Origin of the sequence: Nocardia mangyaensis (genome assembly GCF_001886715.1) — a bacterium.
Taxonomy (GTDB): Bacteria; Actinomycetota; Actinomycetes; order Mycobacteriales; family Mycobacteriaceae; genus Nocardia; species Nocardia mangyaensis.
The window spans coordinates 6,426,182-6,442,554 of record NZ_CP018082.1 but is presented as its reverse complement, the minus strand read 5'-3'; the positions used below and the strand labels follow the sequence as shown (position 1 = coordinate 6,442,554).

At 68.0% G+C, this 16,373-nt stretch carries 17 protein-coding genes; 10 read left to right on the top strand and 7 right to left on the bottom strand.

Annotation, left to right across the window (positions count from 1 at the left end):
• Nucleotides 1-136 precede the first annotated feature (136 nt).
• From BOX37_RS29350 to BOX37_RS29340, 3 genes are all read left to right on the top strand, one after another.
• Nucleotides 137-712: a Uma2 family endonuclease gene (locus BOX37_RS29350; RefSeq protein ID WP_071930447.1), complete on the top strand. Its 576-nt coding sequence runs from the start codon at nucleotides 137-139 to the stop codon at nucleotides 710-712.
• 75 nt (nucleotides 713-787) lie between these two features.
• Nucleotides 788-955, top strand: coding sequence for a hypothetical protein (locus tag BOX37_RS29345; RefSeq protein ID WP_156910619.1), 168 nt, complete (start codon nucleotides 788-790; stop codon nucleotides 953-955).
• Nucleotides 956-1,207: 252 nt separating this feature from the next.
• A complete protein-coding gene (locus BOX37_RS29340) occupies nucleotides 1,208-2,251 on the top strand; it encodes an ATP-grasp domain-containing protein (protein ID WP_071930445.1) in 1,044 nt (347 codons plus the stop codon).
• Here the strand turns inward: BOX37_RS29340 and BOX37_RS29335 are convergent.
• Entirely contained in the window at nucleotides 2,175-3,092 is a 918-nt protein-coding gene (locus BOX37_RS29335; RefSeq protein ID WP_071930444.1) for a LysR family transcriptional regulator, read from the bottom strand. The genes BOX37_RS29340 and BOX37_RS29335 overlap by 77 nt on opposite strands.
• A gap of 160 nt (nucleotides 3,093-3,252) precedes the next feature.
• Between BOX37_RS29335 and BOX37_RS29330 the strand changes: the two genes are divergently transcribed.
• Both BOX37_RS29330 and BOX37_RS29325 read left to right on the top strand, forming a co-directional pair.
• Nucleotides 3,253-4,644: an MFS transporter gene (locus BOX37_RS29330; protein ID WP_071931978.1), complete on the top strand. Its 1,392-nt coding sequence runs from the start codon at nucleotides 3,253-3,255 to the stop codon at nucleotides 4,642-4,644.
• Complete coding sequence (locus BOX37_RS29325) at nucleotides 4,641-5,123, top strand: pyridoxamine 5'-phosphate oxidase family protein (protein WP_071930443.1); 483 nt, start codon at nucleotides 4,641-4,643, stop codon at nucleotides 5,121-5,123. Before BOX37_RS29330 ends, BOX37_RS29325 begins: the two co-directional genes overlap by 4 nt.
• A 64-nt stretch (nucleotides 5,124-5,187) precedes the next feature.
• Here BOX37_RS29325 and BOX37_RS29320 read toward each other — a convergent pair whose 3' ends face one another.
• A complete protein-coding gene (locus tag BOX37_RS29320) occupies nucleotides 5,188-5,841 on the bottom strand; it encodes a TetR/AcrR family transcriptional regulator (protein WP_071930442.1) in 654 nt (217 codons plus the stop codon).
• A gap of 97 nt (nucleotides 5,842-5,938) precedes the next feature.
• On the opposite strand from BOX37_RS29320, the gene BOX37_RS29315 reads away from it, so the two are divergent.
• From BOX37_RS29315 to BOX37_RS29305, 3 genes are all read left to right on the top strand, one after another.
• Nucleotides 5,939-6,940, top strand: coding sequence for an NAD(P)-dependent alcohol dehydrogenase (locus BOX37_RS29315; RefSeq protein WP_240505097.1), 1,002 nt, complete (start codon nucleotides 5,939-5,941; stop codon nucleotides 6,938-6,940).
• Between the two features lie 163 nt (nucleotides 6,941-7,103).
• Entirely contained in the window at nucleotides 7,104-7,355 is a 252-nt protein-coding gene (locus BOX37_RS29310) for a hypothetical protein (protein WP_071930440.1), read from the top strand.
• Between the two features lie 156 nt (nucleotides 7,356-7,511).
• Nucleotides 7,512-7,988 carry a MarR family winged helix-turn-helix transcriptional regulator gene (locus tag BOX37_RS29305; RefSeq protein ID WP_071930439.1) on the top strand — a complete coding sequence of 159 codons (477 nt, stop codon included), beginning with the start codon at nucleotides 7,512-7,514 and terminating at the stop codon, nucleotides 7,986-7,988.
• On the opposite strand, the gene BOX37_RS29300 is transcribed toward BOX37_RS29305, so the two are convergent.
• Nucleotides 7,989-8,939, bottom strand: coding sequence for a helix-turn-helix transcriptional regulator (locus BOX37_RS29300; protein WP_071930438.1), 951 nt, complete (start codon nucleotides 8,937-8,939; stop codon nucleotides 7,989-7,991).
• Between the two features lie 62 nt (nucleotides 8,940-9,001).
• On the opposite strand from BOX37_RS29300, the gene BOX37_RS29295 reads away from it, so the two are divergent.
• On the top strand, nucleotides 9,002-10,153 hold the full coding sequence (locus BOX37_RS29295; RefSeq protein WP_071930437.1) for an epoxide hydrolase family protein: 1,152 nt from the start codon (nucleotides 9,002-9,004) through the stop codon (nucleotides 10,151-10,153).
• Here the strand turns inward: BOX37_RS29295 and BOX37_RS29290 are convergent, their stop codons facing one another.
• The 4 genes from BOX37_RS29290 to BOX37_RS29275 all read right to left on the bottom strand — a co-directional run bounded on the left by BOX37_RS29290 (nucleotide 10,154) and on the right by BOX37_RS29275 (nucleotide 15,440).
• Nucleotides 10,154-12,124, bottom strand: a complete 1,971-nt coding sequence (locus BOX37_RS29290; RefSeq protein ID WP_071931977.1) for a 5-oxoprolinase/urea amidolyase family protein — start codon at nucleotides 12,122-12,124, stop codon at nucleotides 10,154-10,156.
• 164 nt (nucleotides 12,125-12,288) lie between these two features.
• On the bottom strand, nucleotides 12,289-12,909 hold the full coding sequence (locus BOX37_RS29285) for an urea amidolyase associated protein UAAP2 (protein WP_071930436.1): 621 nt from the start codon (nucleotides 12,907-12,909) through the stop codon (nucleotides 12,289-12,291).
• Nucleotides 12,906-13,655, bottom strand: a complete 750-nt coding sequence (locus BOX37_RS29280) for a DUF1989 domain-containing protein (RefSeq protein WP_071930435.1) — start codon at nucleotides 13,653-13,655, stop codon at nucleotides 12,906-12,908. The genes BOX37_RS29285 and BOX37_RS29280 overlap by 4 nt, the downstream gene beginning before the upstream one ends.
• A gap of 246 nt (nucleotides 13,656-13,901) precedes the next feature.
• Nucleotides 13,902-15,440 (bottom strand): amino acid permease, encoded by a 1,539-nt coding sequence (locus BOX37_RS29275; RefSeq protein ID WP_071931976.1) that lies wholly within the window; start codon nucleotides 15,438-15,440, stop codon nucleotides 13,902-13,904.
• 216 nt (nucleotides 15,441-15,656) lie between these two features.
• Between BOX37_RS29275 and BOX37_RS29270 the strand changes: the two genes are divergently transcribed.
• Nucleotides 15,657-16,334: a TetR/AcrR family transcriptional regulator gene (locus BOX37_RS29270; protein ID WP_071930434.1), complete on the top strand. Its 678-nt coding sequence runs from the start codon at nucleotides 15,657-15,659 to the stop codon at nucleotides 16,332-16,334.
• The last annotated feature ends 39 nt before the right edge of the window (nucleotides 16,335-16,373 follow it).

The following is a 16,373-nucleotide window of genomic DNA, read 5'->3' as shown; positions in this document are numbered from 1 at the left end:
CGTTTGCTGCCCCGCCGACCATCATTTCCCTGGTAGGCGGGGCAGTATCAACGCTCCGTGATCGTGCGGCAGGCGCTAGACTCGAACCGTTCGGCGCGAGCGGCGCGCCGTGGTTCGACGAGTCGGAGGTGTTCGAATGGCGATGCCGTCACCGCACTCCGATCATTGGACTGCCGCAGATCTCGACCACATGCCCGATGATGGACTGCGATACGAAGTGTTGAATGGCCAACTCGTCGTGAATGCCGCACCCAAACCGAAGCATCAGTGGTTGATCCAAACGCTGTTTCTGGCGTTGCAGCCGGTTGTCCCGGCCGACATGGCCACTTTGTTAGGCATCGGTGTGCTGATCGGTTCCGACGAGCCTGTCCCTGACCTGGTTGTTGTCACCCGGCCCATCGATATGGAGAGTCGGGGTGTGCCGGCCGCGCAGGTCCAAGTCGCTGTCGAGGTGGTCTCGAAGTCGACCACTTTCCCCGACCGCATGGTGAAGCCGGTGATCTACGCCTCTGCGGGAATCCCGCACTACTGGCGGTTCGAGATCAACCCGTTCAAAGGCCAGCTTCCCGGCGAGACCCTCCCGGTTCTCTTCGCCTATTCGTTGGGCTCCGACGGCAACTACGAACAAACACACCGAATCTCGGCTGGACAACCTGTGAAGGTGTCCGCGCCCTTCGAGTTCACCATCGAAACCGGTTCACTGTTGCCCTGACCCCGCCTGAGCCCGCGCTCGCTCGGGCGAGTCCCTCGATCAGGGACTATCCTGGTGGTGGCAAAGGGGGAGAACATGACCGAGCAGCATGAGAAGAACGCCGACCCACGGGCGCGGTGGCGGCAGCTTCCGCCTGCACCTACGGAGTTGGTCGAGGAGACCGCTGTCGATACCAGCGCTACCGATCACGGGCTGCCTGCGATCGACCTCACTCAGGAATTCGTCCGCAAATACGGTCTGTGAGGGTTTAGCGCGACTATGGCCGGCGGTGCATGGTGGCGTTACCCTGCGCGCTCCCGATCGGCGAGGAACGTTCGTCAATGGATCGGCCAGCTGGCCAAGTGAGCCGGGGATGTGACGTGCAGGCTTTCGTTCCGAAATGTGCGTGACGCCGAATCGGGATAGGGTCCGGTTCTCTACGGGAACGGGAAGGGTGCGGTTGCCATAACGGTTCGGATTTGGCTGAGCAGTGCGGGGGCGGCGACGGTTCAGGTCATGCGGTTGCTGCGGGACAACCCCGACGGGGTCGGCGTCACCATTTACGCCAGCAATGTTGATCCGGGGGCGGTTGCGCTGTCGGTGTGTGATGTGGCGGCGATCGAGCCCCGGTACGTCGGCAACGACGAGTACGCGCAGTTCGCGTTGGACTTCTGTCGGACGCATCGCATCGATGTGATGATTCCGCCGCGTCGGCTCGATGCGCTGGCGGGGCGGGTGGCGGACTTCGCGGCGGTCGGCACCAGCCTGATGTGTTCGCCGTTGTCGGCGGTGACCGCGCTGACCAGCAAGGTGCGCACCTACGAGATCGGGGCGGCGGCGGGGATTCCGGTGCCGCCGTGGCGGGAGGCGACCGATGCCGACGAGTTCTACGCCGCGGTCGAGGAGTTGTCCCGGGGCGGGGAGACGCTCTGCATCAAGCCGAGCGGCGAGTACTCGGCATTCGGCTTTCGCATCCTGGACGACCGCCCGCTGTCCATGGCCTGCCTGCGCGCCGCACCCCGGCCGGTCGTCTCGGTCGAGGCGGTAGCGGGGGCGATGCGCCGGGCCGCGAACGAGGGCGAATTCGTGCCACCGCTGCTCGTGATGCCGTTTCTCGACGGCCCGGAGATCAGCATCGATTGCCTCTCCGCGCCGGGAGGCGAACTGCTGGTGGGTATTCCACGTGCCAAGCATGGCCGTTTCCGCACACTTCTCGACGACCCGACGGTGGTCGGGATCGCCCGGCGCTTGGTCCGCCACTTCGAACTGGCCTATCTGACCAACATCCAATTGCGTTATCGCGCTGGGGAACCAGTGCTGCTCGAGGTGAACCCGCGGCCCTCGGCGGGCCTGTTCCACACCGCCTTCGCCGACCTGAACCTGCCTTGGGCCGCGATTCGGCTACTGCTGGAACGGGATTCGGGGCTGCGTAATCCGCCGCGGCTCGGCGTTCGGCTGGCCGTGGCGGAAGCGGTCATGGAGGTCACTCCGCGACTGGATGATCAGGGACCGGACGAGGCGTCGCGATACCTGCCGACAGCTCGATCGCTGCCTGTGTGAACGCCCGCACCATCGCGGTCGCGGCGGTCACCGGCCAGACGAGTCCGTAGGTGAGCGGTGGGGCGTCGGTGAACGGTAGATACACGAGGGTGGGCCGCGGGTAGTAGCGCGCACCTTGTTCCGCACAGACGGTGACGCCTTGCCCCGCGGCGACCAGCGTGAGCAGTTCCTGCCAGGACGTGGTCGTCTGAATCGGCCGGCGACAAGACGTGTGCGCCGGGATGAGATCGTCGAGGAAGTACCCCGGCAGTCCGGCGATCACGTGAATGGTCTCCCCGCTGAGGTCCTCGGCCCGCACCGTGCCCCGGCCGGCCAGCGGGTGCGCGCTCGACACGGCGAGCACTCGTGGATCACAGAAGATCGCCGGGCCGGTGACCAGATCCGGCTCGCACACCGGGAATTCGACCAGCGCCAGATCGAGCTCACCGCCGCGCAGGGAACTGTAGCGGTCTGTCAGCGGGACCTCCCGGATCGCGACTTCGCAGTCGGGATGCGCGGTGCGGAACATCGCCGCGATGCCCATCACCCGCTCGCCCGCCATCGGGCTGGAGAACCCCACGGTCAAGGTGCCGCTGATGCCGCGTGCCGCGTCCGCCGCCCGCGCGAACGCCTGCATGATGCCGAACTGATGCGGCGTCAGATCCTCGAGCAGTTGCCTGCCGATCGGGGTCAACGCGACCCGTCGGCTGGTGCGGTCGAACAGCGGTGCGCCGATCCGCCGCTCCAGCGTCTGGACCACCTGACTCACCCGCGCCCGCGACAGATGTAGTCGCTCGGCGGTGCGGCCGAAGTGCAACTCGTGCGCGAGGGTCTGAAAAACCTCCAGCTCTTGCCAATCCATCGTCACCCTCACCTATCGGTAAGCGCGCCTTACCGATAGGTGAGGACTTTACCGTTGTTCCCGGCATCGCCCCTGGTCGAAGCTGATTTCGTCGCCTACCACTGGGCGACGTGTCGAAGAACGGACAGAAATTGTGTTGCAAGTAGCCGACAGCGACCGGATGAGCGGTCGCGTGTGGGGGATGCTGCTCGTCTTGTGTGCGGCGATCTTCCTCGAGGGCGTGGATGTTTCGATGATGGGCGTCGCGCTGCCCGCCATTCAGGCCGATCTGGGGATGACCACCGGCGAACTGCAATGGGTGGTCAGCGCGTATGTGCTCACCTACGGCGGATTCATGCTGATGGGCGGCCGGGCCGCCGACCTGCTGGGGCGGCGGCGGATGTTCCTGTTCTGGCTGGCGGTGTTCATGGTCTTCTCCGGCCTCGGCGCCTTCGCCGGGGACGGCTGGGTGCTGATCCTGTCCAGGCTGGTCAAGGGTGTCGCCGCGGCGTTCCTCACGCCTGCGGGCCTGTCGATCATCACCACCAGCTTCCCGGAGGGCAGGCTGCGCAACAAGGCGCTGCTCGTCTACGCCGGGACCGCTGCCGCCGGGTTCTCGCTCGGGCTGGTGGTGGGTGGCCTGCTGACCACGATCAGCTGGCGGTGGGTCTTCATCGCGCCGGTCATCATGACCGCCGCGATCCTGGCGGCCGCCATCGTGCTGGTGCCGAAAGACGAACCGCTGGAACGCTCCTCGGGTGGGTTCGATCTGACCGGGGCGATCAGCGTGACCGCCGCGGTGCTGCTGCTCGTTCTCACGGTGGAGCGATCGACGCACGTCAGCGCCGCCCAAACCATCGGCCTGCTGATACTCAGCGCGGCGCTGCTGGTGCTGTTCGTGATCACCGAGAAGCGTTCGCGATCGCCACTGGTCCGGCTGGGCATCTTCGCCTCGGGTCCGCTGGTTCGCGCCAACCTCGCCGCGATCCTGTTCTCCGGTTCGTTCTTCGCCTTCCAGTTCATCGTGGTGCTGTACCTGCAGCAGCTGCGGGGCTGGTCGCCGTTGCAGACCGGTTTGGCCCTGCTGGCCATCGGCGTCGATGCCGTCCTGGCACCGACGCTCACCCCCTGGCTGGTGAATCGGTTCGGCAATGTGCGGGTGATCTTCGGCGGGCTGGTCATCGCCGCGCTGGCCTACGTCCTGTTCCAGCCGATGGCCATGGACTGGACCTACGCCGCGATGTTCCCCAGCATGATCCTGCTCGGGCTGGCCTTCGCGCTGGTGTACGGGCCGCTCACGATCGCCGCGACCGACGGTGTCAGCGGCGACGAACAGGGTCTCGCGGGCGGGTTGCTCAATACGTCGTTCCAGTTCGGCGCGGGAGTCGGTCTGGCGATCGTCACCGCGGTGAGCACCGCCGTCATCGGCGGCGCCACCACCTCGGCCGCGATTCTGGACGGCTATCGCGCGGCCTTGCTCGTGCCGGTCGGCGCGGCCGTGCTCGGTGCGCTCGTGATCGCCGTCGGCCTTCGTCGGACCTCGACGCAGACCCCCACCCTGGAGCCAGCATGACAGTGAAAGTGACCTCGTTCGCCGCGCTCGAGGACGAGTTCAACGCCTACGTGGGCAGCATCGTGTCCGCCACGATGGTCACCGTGGACTCGAAGGGGCGACCGAGAACTCGCGTCCTCATACCAGTCTGGGAACTGGTCGGCGCAGACCCGGTGGGTTGGCTGGCGACCTACAAGACCAAGGTCAAGGCCGCGCACATCGCGGGCAACCCGTACACGAGCTTCTCGTACTGGGCGCGCGGAAACAACTCGGCCGCCGTCGACGCCCACGCGGCCTGGGTCGATGACCTGGACCTGAAAGCCCATGTCTGGCGCCTGTATCGCAAGACCAGCCCACGCGGTGCCGGATACAACCTCGGCCAGTTCTGGAACTCGCCGAGCGATCCGCTGTTGCACGTTCTGAAGTTGACGCCGTGGCGGGTTCAGGTCATCCGAGGCAGGGACCTGCGCAGCAGGATCTGGCAGCCCGCAGCGTCCTGAATCTCGGTCCGCCCCGGCAGTCGATGGATTGCCGGGGCGGACCGGCATCGAGCCGCGGACACCACTACGACGGGCTGCTTCGGTGGAGCAGGTGCGTCAGGCCGTCGAGTAACAGATCGAGTCCGAAGGTGAAATCGGCGGCGCCGGAGTGGGTTCCGCTGATCACCTGGGTGGACAGGGCGTGCATGTGTGGGTGTGTCTCGGCCGGGATCAGGGGGAGGAATTGCGATGCCGCCGAGGCATATTCGGAAGGGTCGAGGGGAAAAGTGATGGCCTGGAGGGTGAAGCCGTAGATGTGGGAGTCGATGGCGTTCCAGGCGCGGTCGGCCTGCTCGTAGGTGAAGCCCGCGGCGACCAGGCAGCCGAGGGTGGCCTCGACATAGCCGAGCATGGCGGGGCCGACATTGACGCGGGAGCCGATGAGGGGAGTGGCCCAGCGGTGGGCCAGCAGGACCTCGTGCGCGGAGGTGGCGCGGTGGCGGAGTTCGCGGCGCCAGTCGCCGTCCGTCCGGGGGACATAGATCTCGGCGACGACCAGGTCGACGATGCCGTCGAGTAGATCGTCCTTGTTGGCGACGTGGTTGTAGAGCGACATGGCTTCCACCCCGACCGCCTTGGCGAGCTTGCGCATCGACAGGGCCGCCGCTCCTTCCTGGTCGGCCAGTTCGACGGCGGCGCGCAGGATCCGGTCCCGAGTGAGTGGGTTGCGTGGCGGCATGGGGTTCCTGACTGTTTCCTTGACCTACTTACGGCGTAAGCGTACCGTCTCGCAGTAGATGCTTACGCTGTAAGTACACGGCTGGTGAGGAACGCTCATGACCGAGGTGGAAACAACTACGATGATCGCGGTGGTCGCGCCCCGCTACGGCGGCAGTGAGGTGTTGCGTGTCGAGGTCGCGCCGCTGCCGGTGCCAGGGGAGCGGGAAGTGATGGTGCGGGTGCGCGCGGCATCGCTGTGCAGCGGGGATCTGCATCTGCTGAACGGGACGCCGTATCTGTTGCGGCTGGGGTTCGGGTTGCGCAGGCCGAAGCGGCCGGGGATTGGACAGAACCTGGCGGGCCACGTCGTCGCGGTGGGTGCGCAGGTGACCGAATTTCAGGTGGGCGACCGGGTTTTCGGTGAGATCCCCGGTGGCGCCTTCGCCGAGTATGCGTGCGCGGCCGTCGGCGCGCTCGCCCTCGTGCCTGACGGGCTGGGTATGGAAGAGGCCGCGGCGATCCCGGATTCGGGGATGACCGCCCTGCAGGGCCTGCGCGACATCGGCAAGGTCGAGCCGGGTCAACGGGTGCTGATCAATGGGGCCTCGGGCGGGGTCGGGAGCTTCGCGGTGCAGATCGCGAAGCTGCTCGGCGCGCACGTGACCGCCGTGTGCAGTACCCGGCACCTCGAGATGGTGCGCGGCATCGGCGCGGATGTCGTCATCGACTACACGGCAGACGATTTCACCCGCACCGATGCCCCCTATGACGTCGTCTTCGATCTGGCGGGCAATCGCTCGCTACGGGAGATCCGTCGGGCACTCGCTCCCGACGGAGTGTTCGTCTCCTCGGCCGCCGCGCCCGGTGACCACTGGTTCGGCCCGATCCGCTGGCTCGCCGCGGTCGCGCTCACCGATCTGTTCACCCGGCCGACGATGAAGTCGCTGCTCATGCGGCCGTCGGCCACCGACCTCGCCCACCTGGCCGACCTGGCCGCCGATGGGCGTCTGCGACCGGTGCTCGAACGCCAGGTACCCCTGATCGAAACGCCCTCTGCCATAGCGGTGTTCGCGCAAGGACATGCCGCGGGCAAGACCGTGCTGACCGTGGCCGGATGAGCACCGGCCACGCGGTTACCTCGAGGTACAGCCCGTCGGTCCCCGCCGAGTCGAAAGCGTCAGTGGTACGCAGCCATTCGTTGACCGCGGCGCGGGTCGGCTGGGTTTCGGTCAGCGGCATCGCGGGGTAAACGCACGCCGCGTACGGCCCGATGGTCGCGGCGTGGACGCGCAGGTCCGCCGCGTGGGAGCGCTGCGCGAGGTCGGTGAAGGCGGTGATCAGTTCGTCGGTGGTGGCCGACGGCTGCCCGCCCATGGCGCCCAGGATCAGATCGTTGATGCCGAAGTTCAGCAGGACGTCGGTGACGCCGGTGACGAGTCTGGCGTCGGAATCGAAACGCGCGCTGCCGGATTCGCCGATCTCGCGCGCGGTGATCCGGACTCTCGCGATTCGGCGAGCTTGATCTGTTCGTAGGGGCTGATCACTCCGGTCCGGAAACCGGCGACCCAGGTGCTGTGCTGCATGACCACTCCATTAGTTGCTGCGAGGAATATTGCGTAGACATAGGTCTACTCGGAGGTATTCCTCATGTCAACTATCCGCGTAGCAACAATCGGCTAGGGTGGGGTCATGCAAGAACTGTTCGACGACCCGCGGTTGACCGCCGCAGGTTTGCTCTTCGAGGCGCACAGCGGTTTGCTCGCCAAGCTCGAACCCACCTGGAAAACGCACGGCCTCTCCGGCCTCGACCTCAATGCCCTGATGCGGCTGAGTCGCTCCCCGGGCCACCGCCTGCGCATGTCCGATCTCGCAACGCAGACGGAACTGTCGACCAGCGGCGTCACCCGCCTGGTCGACCGCCTGGCGCGCGACGGGTTGGTCGAACGCCAACTCGCCCCCGCCGACCGCCGCAGCGCCTACGCGGCACTGACCGAAGCCGGCGGCCGCCGCCTGGAACAAGCCCTCCCCGACTACCTGGCCGCCCTCGACCAATGGCTGACCGGTCTGCTCACACCCACCCAACTGGACGGCCTGGTCACCGCCCTCCGCATCCTCCGCGACGCCACCAACCCCTCCGCCACCGCGATCGCCCGGCTGGACAGCTGATCAGTCGGTGGCCTCGGCGAAACGGGTGGCGAGGGTGCGGAGGTGGGCGATGAGTTCGGGGGGTTCTTCGACGTGGAAGGGGAAGTCGAAGGTGGCCACGTAGATCGCCAGTTCGGTGAGGTCGTTGGAGCCGGTGCGCAGGAGGCAGGTGTCGGGGGTGAGGGGCTCGATCAGGCCGACGGTGGGGGCGATGCGGTCGGCGGCGACGGCGGCGGAGACCGCGAGGGTGATGACGGCCTGGTAGCGGTAGGTGGCCGTGGTGATGCCACGGGTCAGGTAACCGCCGAGGTCGAGATCAGGGGCTTCGCGGGGCGTGAAACGGGGACCGGTGGGGATGCGGGGCGTGACCCGGTCGACGCGGTAGGTGCGCCAGTCGGCACGGTCGACGTCCCAGGCGATGAGGTACCAGTGGCGGCCCGTGTGCGCCAGGCGATGGGGCTCCGCGGTGCGCAAAGTCGTTGTGCCGTCGTGGGTTCGGTAGTCGAAGCGGAGACGGTGGTTGTCGCGGATGGTGGCCGCCACGGCGGTGAGGACATCGGGGTCGACGCGGGTCGCGGCGGCGGGAACGGTGACGGTCACCGAGTGCAGCAGGCTCACGCGGTGACGCAGGCGCGAGGGCAGCACCTGTTCGAGTTTGGTGAGCGCGCGCAGAGAACTGTCCTCGATCCCGGCGACGGTGCCGCCCGCCGCGGTGCGCAGGCCGATGGCCACGGCGACCGCTTCGTCGTCGTCGAGGAGCAGCGGGGGCAGCTTCGCGCCCGCGCCGAGCCGGTAGCCACCGACGCCGGGCGTCGCGTCGACCGGATAGCCGAGGCCGCGCAGCTTCTCGATATCGCGGCGCACGGTGCGCGCGTCGACCTCGAGACGCTCGGCGAGTTCGGTGCCGGTCCAGTCGCGGGGAGTCTGCAGCAGCGACAGCAGACGGAGCAGGCGGGCCGAGGTTTCCAGCATGATTTGATTCTCTCGCACAGCTAGGGCGGAAACTGTCCTAGGTGGCTCATAGGGTTGATCTCATGAGCAACGAGATCCAGTCCTTCCGCCTCGACATCCCGCAGCAGCAGCTCGATGACCTGCGCACTCGGCTCGACAACGCGCGCTGGCCCGCAGCGCTGCCGGGTGACGGCTGGGACACCGGCGTGCCGACCGGCTACCTGCGCGAACTCGTCGACCACTGGCGCACCGGCTACGACTGGCGGGCCGAAGAAGCGAAACTCAACGCGCACGAACAGTTCACGACGGAGATCGACGGCCAGAACATCCACTTCCTGCACGTGCGCTCACCGGAACCCACCGCGGTGCCGTTGCTGCTCACCCACGGCTGGCCGGGCTCGGTCGCGGAGTTCCTCGACCTGATCGGCCCGCTGACCGATCCGCGTGCGCACGGTGGCGATCCGGCCGACGCCTTCCACGTGGTGATCCCGTCGCTGCCGGGCTTCGGCTTCTCCGGCCCGGTCACCGAGGGGTGGTCGGTGCGCCGGATCGCCGAGGCGTGGGTCGAGCTGATGACCCGGCTCGGGTACGAGCGCTTCGGGGTGCAGGGCGGCGACATCGGGGCGGCGGTGAGCCCGGAGGTCGGGCGGGTCGCACCGGATCGGGTGATCGGGGTGCACGTCAACGGTGGTGCGGGTTCGTTCCCTCAGCTGCCGCTGTCGGCGCAGGACATGGCGAGCCTGACCGACCTCGAGCGGGACCGCATCGCACGAATCGAGGCGTTCATGAACGAGGAGTTCGGCTATATCGCCGTGCAGTCCACCCGTCCGCAGACACTGGCCTACGGGCTGGTCGACTCCCCGATCGGGCAGCTGGCGTGGATCCTGGACAAGTTCCGGGAGTGGACGCACCCGCGGGAGACGCTGCCGGACAAAATCATCGATCGCAATCGGCTGCTGACCAACGTGATGATCTACTGGCTCACCGGCACGGCGGGCTCGGCGGGGTACATCGGCTACGCGCAGCCGGCGCAATGGGGTGTGGTGCCCGCGAATTCGGGTGTGCCGACCGGCGTGCTCGTCCTCGCCCACGATGTCGCGATCCGCCGCTTCGACGAGGCGGAGAACACGATCGTGCGGTGGAACGATGTGGATCGGGGCGGGCACTTCGCGGCGCTCGAGGAACCGGAACTGCTCACCACCGATGTGCGCGAGTTCTTCGCCGCGCTGCGCTGATCAGTCGAGTTCGCCCGCCGAGCGCCAGGACTGGCGTTCGGCGCCGAACGCCTCGGCCTGCACGGCGCGGAAGTCGGCGATGGAGCGCGCGTTGTCGGCGAGGAACCGGCGGTAGTCCGCGAGGCGGAACTCGCCGTCTTCCACGGTGATGTCGACCTTGCCCGCGGCGAAATCCGCACGCAGATCGAGGAGTTCGCCGGCCTCGACCGGATGCCAGCGGATACGGTCGAAATAGCGCAGCAGCCATGGTGTTTCGGCGTCGGTGGCGAAGCGGTCGACGCCGGGTCCGGCGGCACCGGCCGGACGGGCACGGTGATTCCAGACCTGGGTGGTGCGGCCGATGAACTGATAGCCACCGGGGCCCTCCATGCCGTAGATGCACAGGTACGCGCCGCCGATGCCGACGGCGTTCTCGGGCGTCCAGGTGCGGGCCGGGTTGTATTTGGTGGTGACCAGACGATGGCGGGGGTCGGTGGGGGTGGCGACGGGGGCGCCGAGGTAGACATCGCCGAGGCCCAGGACGAGGTATTCGGCGTCGAAGACGGTGCGATAGACGTCCTCGACCGAGGTCAGGCCGTTCATCCGGCGGATGAATTCGATGTTCCACGGGCACCACGGTGCGTCGGCCCGCACGCCGTGCATGTAGCGGATGATGGCCTCGCGGGTGGACGGGTCGTCCCACGACAACGGCAGATGCACGGTGCGGCTGGGGACCACGAGCTCGGCCGAATTCGGGAGGTGTGCTTCGGCTTCGGCCAGTAGGTCGAGAAGCGCAGCGATCGGCAGGACCGCTGGATCGACCCGGATCTGCAGGGAGCGGATGCCGGGGGTGAGTTCGATGACCCCGCGCAGGCCGATGGTGATCAGGTGCTGGTGCAGGGCGTGGACCCGGGCGCGGAGGCCGAGATCCAGGGTGAGCGTGCCGTATTCGACGAGAACGCCGTCGTCGCCCTGCCGGCGATAGGTCACGCCGGTCTCGTCGTCGACCTCGGCACGGCGCAGGACGCCGTCGTCGCCGTCGCGGCCCGCCGAGAGCACGGTGCCCAGGGACGCGCGCCTGCTCGCGCCGAGGGCGGCGGCGGGTGCGGCGTGTTCGGCGCGGACGGGGACGAAACGCACCGTGTCACCGGGGGTGAGCTGGCCGAGCTTCCAGCGGTCGGCGGCGACCACGGTGACCGGGCAGACGAAGCCGCCGAGGCTGGGGCCGTCGGGGCCGAGCAGGATCGGGGTGTCGCCGGTGAAATCGAGCGCGCCGATCGTATAGGCGTTGTCGTGGATGTTGGACGGATGCAGGCCGGCCTCGCCGCCATCGGTGCGCGCCCACTCCGGCTTCGGGCCGATCAGGCGGACGCCGGTGCGGTCGGAGTTGAAGTGCACCTCGTAGTCGGTGCCGATGATGGTGTCGAAGTCGGTGCGGGTGAAGAACTCCGGCGCGCCGTGTGGGCCCTCGGTGACCGCCAGTTCCCAGCGGTGGCCGAAAGCCGGGAGGTCGGCCATCGGGACGGCGGGGGCGATGCGGGTCGACGGGGTGCCGAGCGGGACAGTGTCGTCGGCGCGCAGCGCCGCGCCGGTACCGCCGCCGAACTTGCCCAGGGTGAAGGTGGCCGCGCTGCCGAGGAATTCGTCGATGTCGAGGCCGCCGGACACCAGGATGTAGGTGCGCATCCCGGGACCGCGAATCGCACCGACATCCAGTACGCCACCGGCGGGCACCTCGACCGTGCGCCACTGTTCGATCGGGACACCGTTCACTCCTACATCGGCCACCGCCCCTGTCACGCACACCCAGGTGGCCGTGCTGAATCGCAGGGCCGGTCCGCCGAGCGTGCACTCCAGCCCCGCGGCGCCTTCCGGATTTCCGAGCACCCGGTTTCCGAGCCGGAACGACAGATCGTCCATCGGGCCGGATGGTGGAACGCCGATGTGCCAGTAGCCGATTCGGCCCGGCCAGTCCTGCACGGTGGTCTGCATTCCCGGGCGCTCGACAGTCAGTCGCCGCCCGGTTGGTGCCGTATCGGCGAGGGCCGCCGAACCCGCGCCGTCTTCGCGGTGTGTGTCGAGTGCGCCGAGGCTCGCGCTGGTGGTGCGGGTGCGTGCCGTCGCGGGTAGCTCACGGGACGGCGAGGCGACGCGGCTCATCGGGTCACCACCATGCGGACCGGGGTGGGGTCGAAACCGTTGCAGGGGTTGTTGATCTGGGGGCAGTTGGAGACCAGGACGAGGGTGTCGATCTCGGCACGCAGGGTCACCTTCTTGCCCGGTGCCGACAAGCCGTCGACGATGCCGAGGGTGCCGTCGGCCTCGACGGGGACATTCATGAACCAGTTGATGTTCGAGACGAGATCCCGCTTGCCCAGACCCCGTTCGAGCGCGGCGGTGAGGAAGTTCTCGACGCAGGCGTGCTGGTGGCGGGTGTGGTGGCCGTAGCGCAGGGTGTTGGACTCCTGGGAGCAGGCACCGGCGATGGTGTCGTGATTGCCGACCTCGTCGGCGACGACCGTCATCAGCGGGGTGCCCGCCTCGGTCAGCAGGACGCTACCGGTGGTGAGGAAGATGTTGCGCTGGGCGGCGATGGTGGCCTGGGCGCTGTAGCGGTCGGTGTGGTCGGCGGCGGAGTAGAGCAGGCAGTCGACGGCCTGGTTGCCGTGCAGGTCGATGATCTCGAGCTGCTCGCCCGCGCGCACGATCGCCGACCACGGCGCCTGTGCGGGGACGGTCTCGTCGCGGACGACGGTGCGGGTGGTCGCCGTGGTCATGCCAGGACCTCCGAGTTCAGTGCGGCCGCCCACGCGGCCTCGGTGTTGTCGACGGCCCGCAGGTACTCGGGGTCGTCGTTGCGGGTGGTGTTCAGCTCGGCGGGTGCGGACCAGGCGAGCAGGTCGAGGTCACCGGTGGGGCGAGCGTCGAGGGGGTGGGCGGCATTGGCGACCAGGAGGGTGATCGGCAAGTGCACGATCAGGTCGACGGTGGCCCCCGTCGGGCCGTTGCCGGTGGGGATCAGCGCGCCGTCGGGGGCGACCGTGGCGCCGCGGAAGAGGGCGATCGACGGGCCGATGTCACGAGGTTCGAGGCCCTGTTTGGCGCCGGCCAGATGCAGCTGGTGACGGGCTTCGGTGGTCGGACCGCAGAGCGTGTCGTGGTGGCCGGCGGCGTCGAGGACCGTGGCGAGGACCCTGCCCTGATCGGAGAGGAGGGGGTGGCCTTGGCTCAGGTAGGCCTGCCACGGGACCTTGACGGTGTCGGCGACATTGAGCCGTTCCCAAGGAGATTCGGCGCGCAGGAGGAACAGGTGGGCGCAGGTGGTTCCCTCGGGGTCACCGAGTCTGAGGTGCGTGCCGCGGCCGAGGACGATGTTCGCGTAGCCGCCGGGAGGGATGCGTTGCGCGAGCACGATTGTTGCGGGGTCGATGTCGGGCGGGGTGGTCGGACGAGCGATTCGCGCTGACGCGGCCTGAGCGCGTGCGTGGGCGCGGGCGCCGTCGGTGGACTGGGTGCTCGTCATCGGTGGCCACTCCTGGAGTGCTGGTGGGTGGGTAGGGGTCTCTGAGGGGGCTGTGTGGCTGGGTGTTCGGTAGGTGGCGGACTCGATGGTGAGATGGGGCTGGGTGTGCGGTAGTGGCGGACTCAGGTGGTGTGGTGTGGCTGGTAGTGCGGTAGGTGTTCGGCCACGGCGGGCTTCGGAACATGGGTTGGGCGCGGTCTGGGCCAAGTGTGGGTTGGGGCCGTGGCGGCGTTGGCACGGCACGAATCATGCTGTGGTGGAAGCTGGTTCGGGCGTCGGTGTCTCGGTCTTCGTGGCGACCACGGAGCGGTAGATGAGGGCGCCGATGGTGAGGATCACTACTATCGAGAGGGGGCCTGCCCACTGCTGCCACCAGCTGCCGCCTTCGGGGATGTAGACCTCGGGGCGGGGCCAGGCGAGGTTGACGACCATGGCGATGCCCCAGGCGACGGCGAGGGCGTTGACGGGGAGGCCCCAGCGGCCGAGGTTGAACAGGGTCGGGTCCTCGGTTTCGGCGGCCCAGCCTTTGAGCCTGCGGAACAGCAGGGGGACGGTGACCAAGAGGTAGGCCAGGTACAGGCTGACGATGCAGACGCTGGCCAGGGTGGCGAAGATGGCGGGGTTGCCCAGGTTGAGGACCAGCAGGCCGATGCCGAGGGCGCCGATCACCACGGCGGGCCAGACGGGAGTGCCGAAGCGGGGGTGCACGGTGGCGAGGGGCTTGGCGAAGGGCAGTTTGCCGTCGCGGGCCATGGAGAACATCAGGCGGGAGCCTGCGGTCTGGATGGCCAGGGTGCACACGACCACCGCCACCGCGACGCAGGCGAGCAGCACGGTGCCCGCGGGGCTGTTGAGCTTCGCGGTGATCACGTAGGCCAGCCCGCCGGAGGCCAATTCGCCGTCGGACAGGCTCGGTGCCGCCATCAGCGCGCCGAGCAACATGAGGCCGCCGCCCAGTGCCGAGGCCGAGAGGGCCAGCAGGATGGTGCGCGGGGCGACCCGGCGCGGATTCTTGGTCTCCTCGGAGAGCTCACCGGCGGAATCGAAGCCGACCATCACGTAGGCCGCCATCAAGCCGGAGACCAGGAACGCCGCCCAGTACGGGCCGGGGGTGGCCTGGTCGGTCTCGAACACCACGGCCGGGCCACGCTCGGTGCCGGCGAAGAACAGCCCGATGATCGCCAGCACGCCGACGATCTCGATGGTGACACCGATCGAATTGATCCGTGCCATCAGATCGATGCCGATCACATTGATCGTGGTGGTGACGACCAGCAGCACGCTGCCCAGCAGCACGGCGTTCATCGCGCCGTCGCGGGAGGTGAGCGCGGTGTCGGTGCCGATGATCTGGAATCCGCTCCAGATCGAGGGCAGCACCACCTGCAGCGCGATGGCGGCCGCGGCGGCGGTGACGACCTGGGCGATCACCATCATCCACCCGGCGAACCAGCCGACCAGTCCGCCCGCGAGGCGGCGCGACCACTGGTAGATGCAGCCCGAGAGGGGATACCGGGCGGCCAGTTCGGCGAAGTTCAGCGCGACCAGGAACTGTCCGGCGAACACGAGCGGCCAGGTCCAGAAGAACGCGGCGCCGCCGAACGAATAGCCGAAGCCGAAGAACTGGAAGATCGTGGTGAGGATGGAGACGAACGAGAAGCCGGCCGCGAAGGACGCATAGCGTCCCAGCTTGCGATGCAGGACCGGCTGATAGCCGAACTGTGCCAGGTCGGCACTGTCGCGGCTGGATTCGGGCGGGGCGGTGGGCGAGTCGAGCGTGGTGGCCATGTCGGTGTCCTTCGGCGGTGCGGCCAATATCTATCAGTCGATAGTTTTGCGGCTGCGATCGCTCGAACGGTGTCGTGGATGTATCGACTGTGCGGCCTGCGGTAACTTCTGCGTTGCCCAGGTTTCTGTCAAATGACAGAAATTAGACCGTCCAGCATCCGCGCTGGTGAGCCGCCCGCTGACGGCCAGGTCGGGCGCCGATGACAGAATCGGGGCGTGGCAAACCTCGGTCCCGGGCGTCCCCGGCTGGAACAGCGGCGCAGGCAGGGGACCACGCCGCGCGCGGAGATCCTCGACGCGGCGGCGGAACTGTTCACCACCAAGGGGTATGCCAACACCTCGACCAGGGCGGTGGCCGATGCCGTGGGGATTCGGCAGGCCTCGCTGTATCACCACTTCGCCGCCAAGGACGACATCCTCGACGCGCTACTGGCCGAAACCGTCGCAGGGCCGGTCGAGTTGGCTCAGCGGATGCGGCCCGAACCCGATGCGGCGGTCGCCAAGCTGTATGCCCTGGCGCTGGCCGATGTGCGCCAATTGCGCACGGCCCGCTGGAATCTGGGCGCGCTGTATCTGCTTCCCGAGCTACGCACCGAGCGGTTCGCCGCGTTCCGGCGGCGCCGCGACGAGCTCCGTGAACACTACGAGCTCCTCGCCGCCGAATCCGCCGCTGCCGCAGAGCAATCCGACGATGCCAAGATCCTGCCCTTCCGCATGGTCGAGACCGTGATCGGGATCAGGTCCGATGAAGGGGCCGCGCCCGCCGACACCGAGCGCCTCATCCCGGACGCGATCGTGCGCATCGTCGGCCACGGCGCTGAGATCGCGCGCGTACGAATCGCGGCCGAGGAACTGCTCACCCGGCTGGGCGAGGTCGGTACCGAACCGGCCTGAGCTGTCAGCGCCGGGCGCCGGTGAACCGGGCTGTGCTGT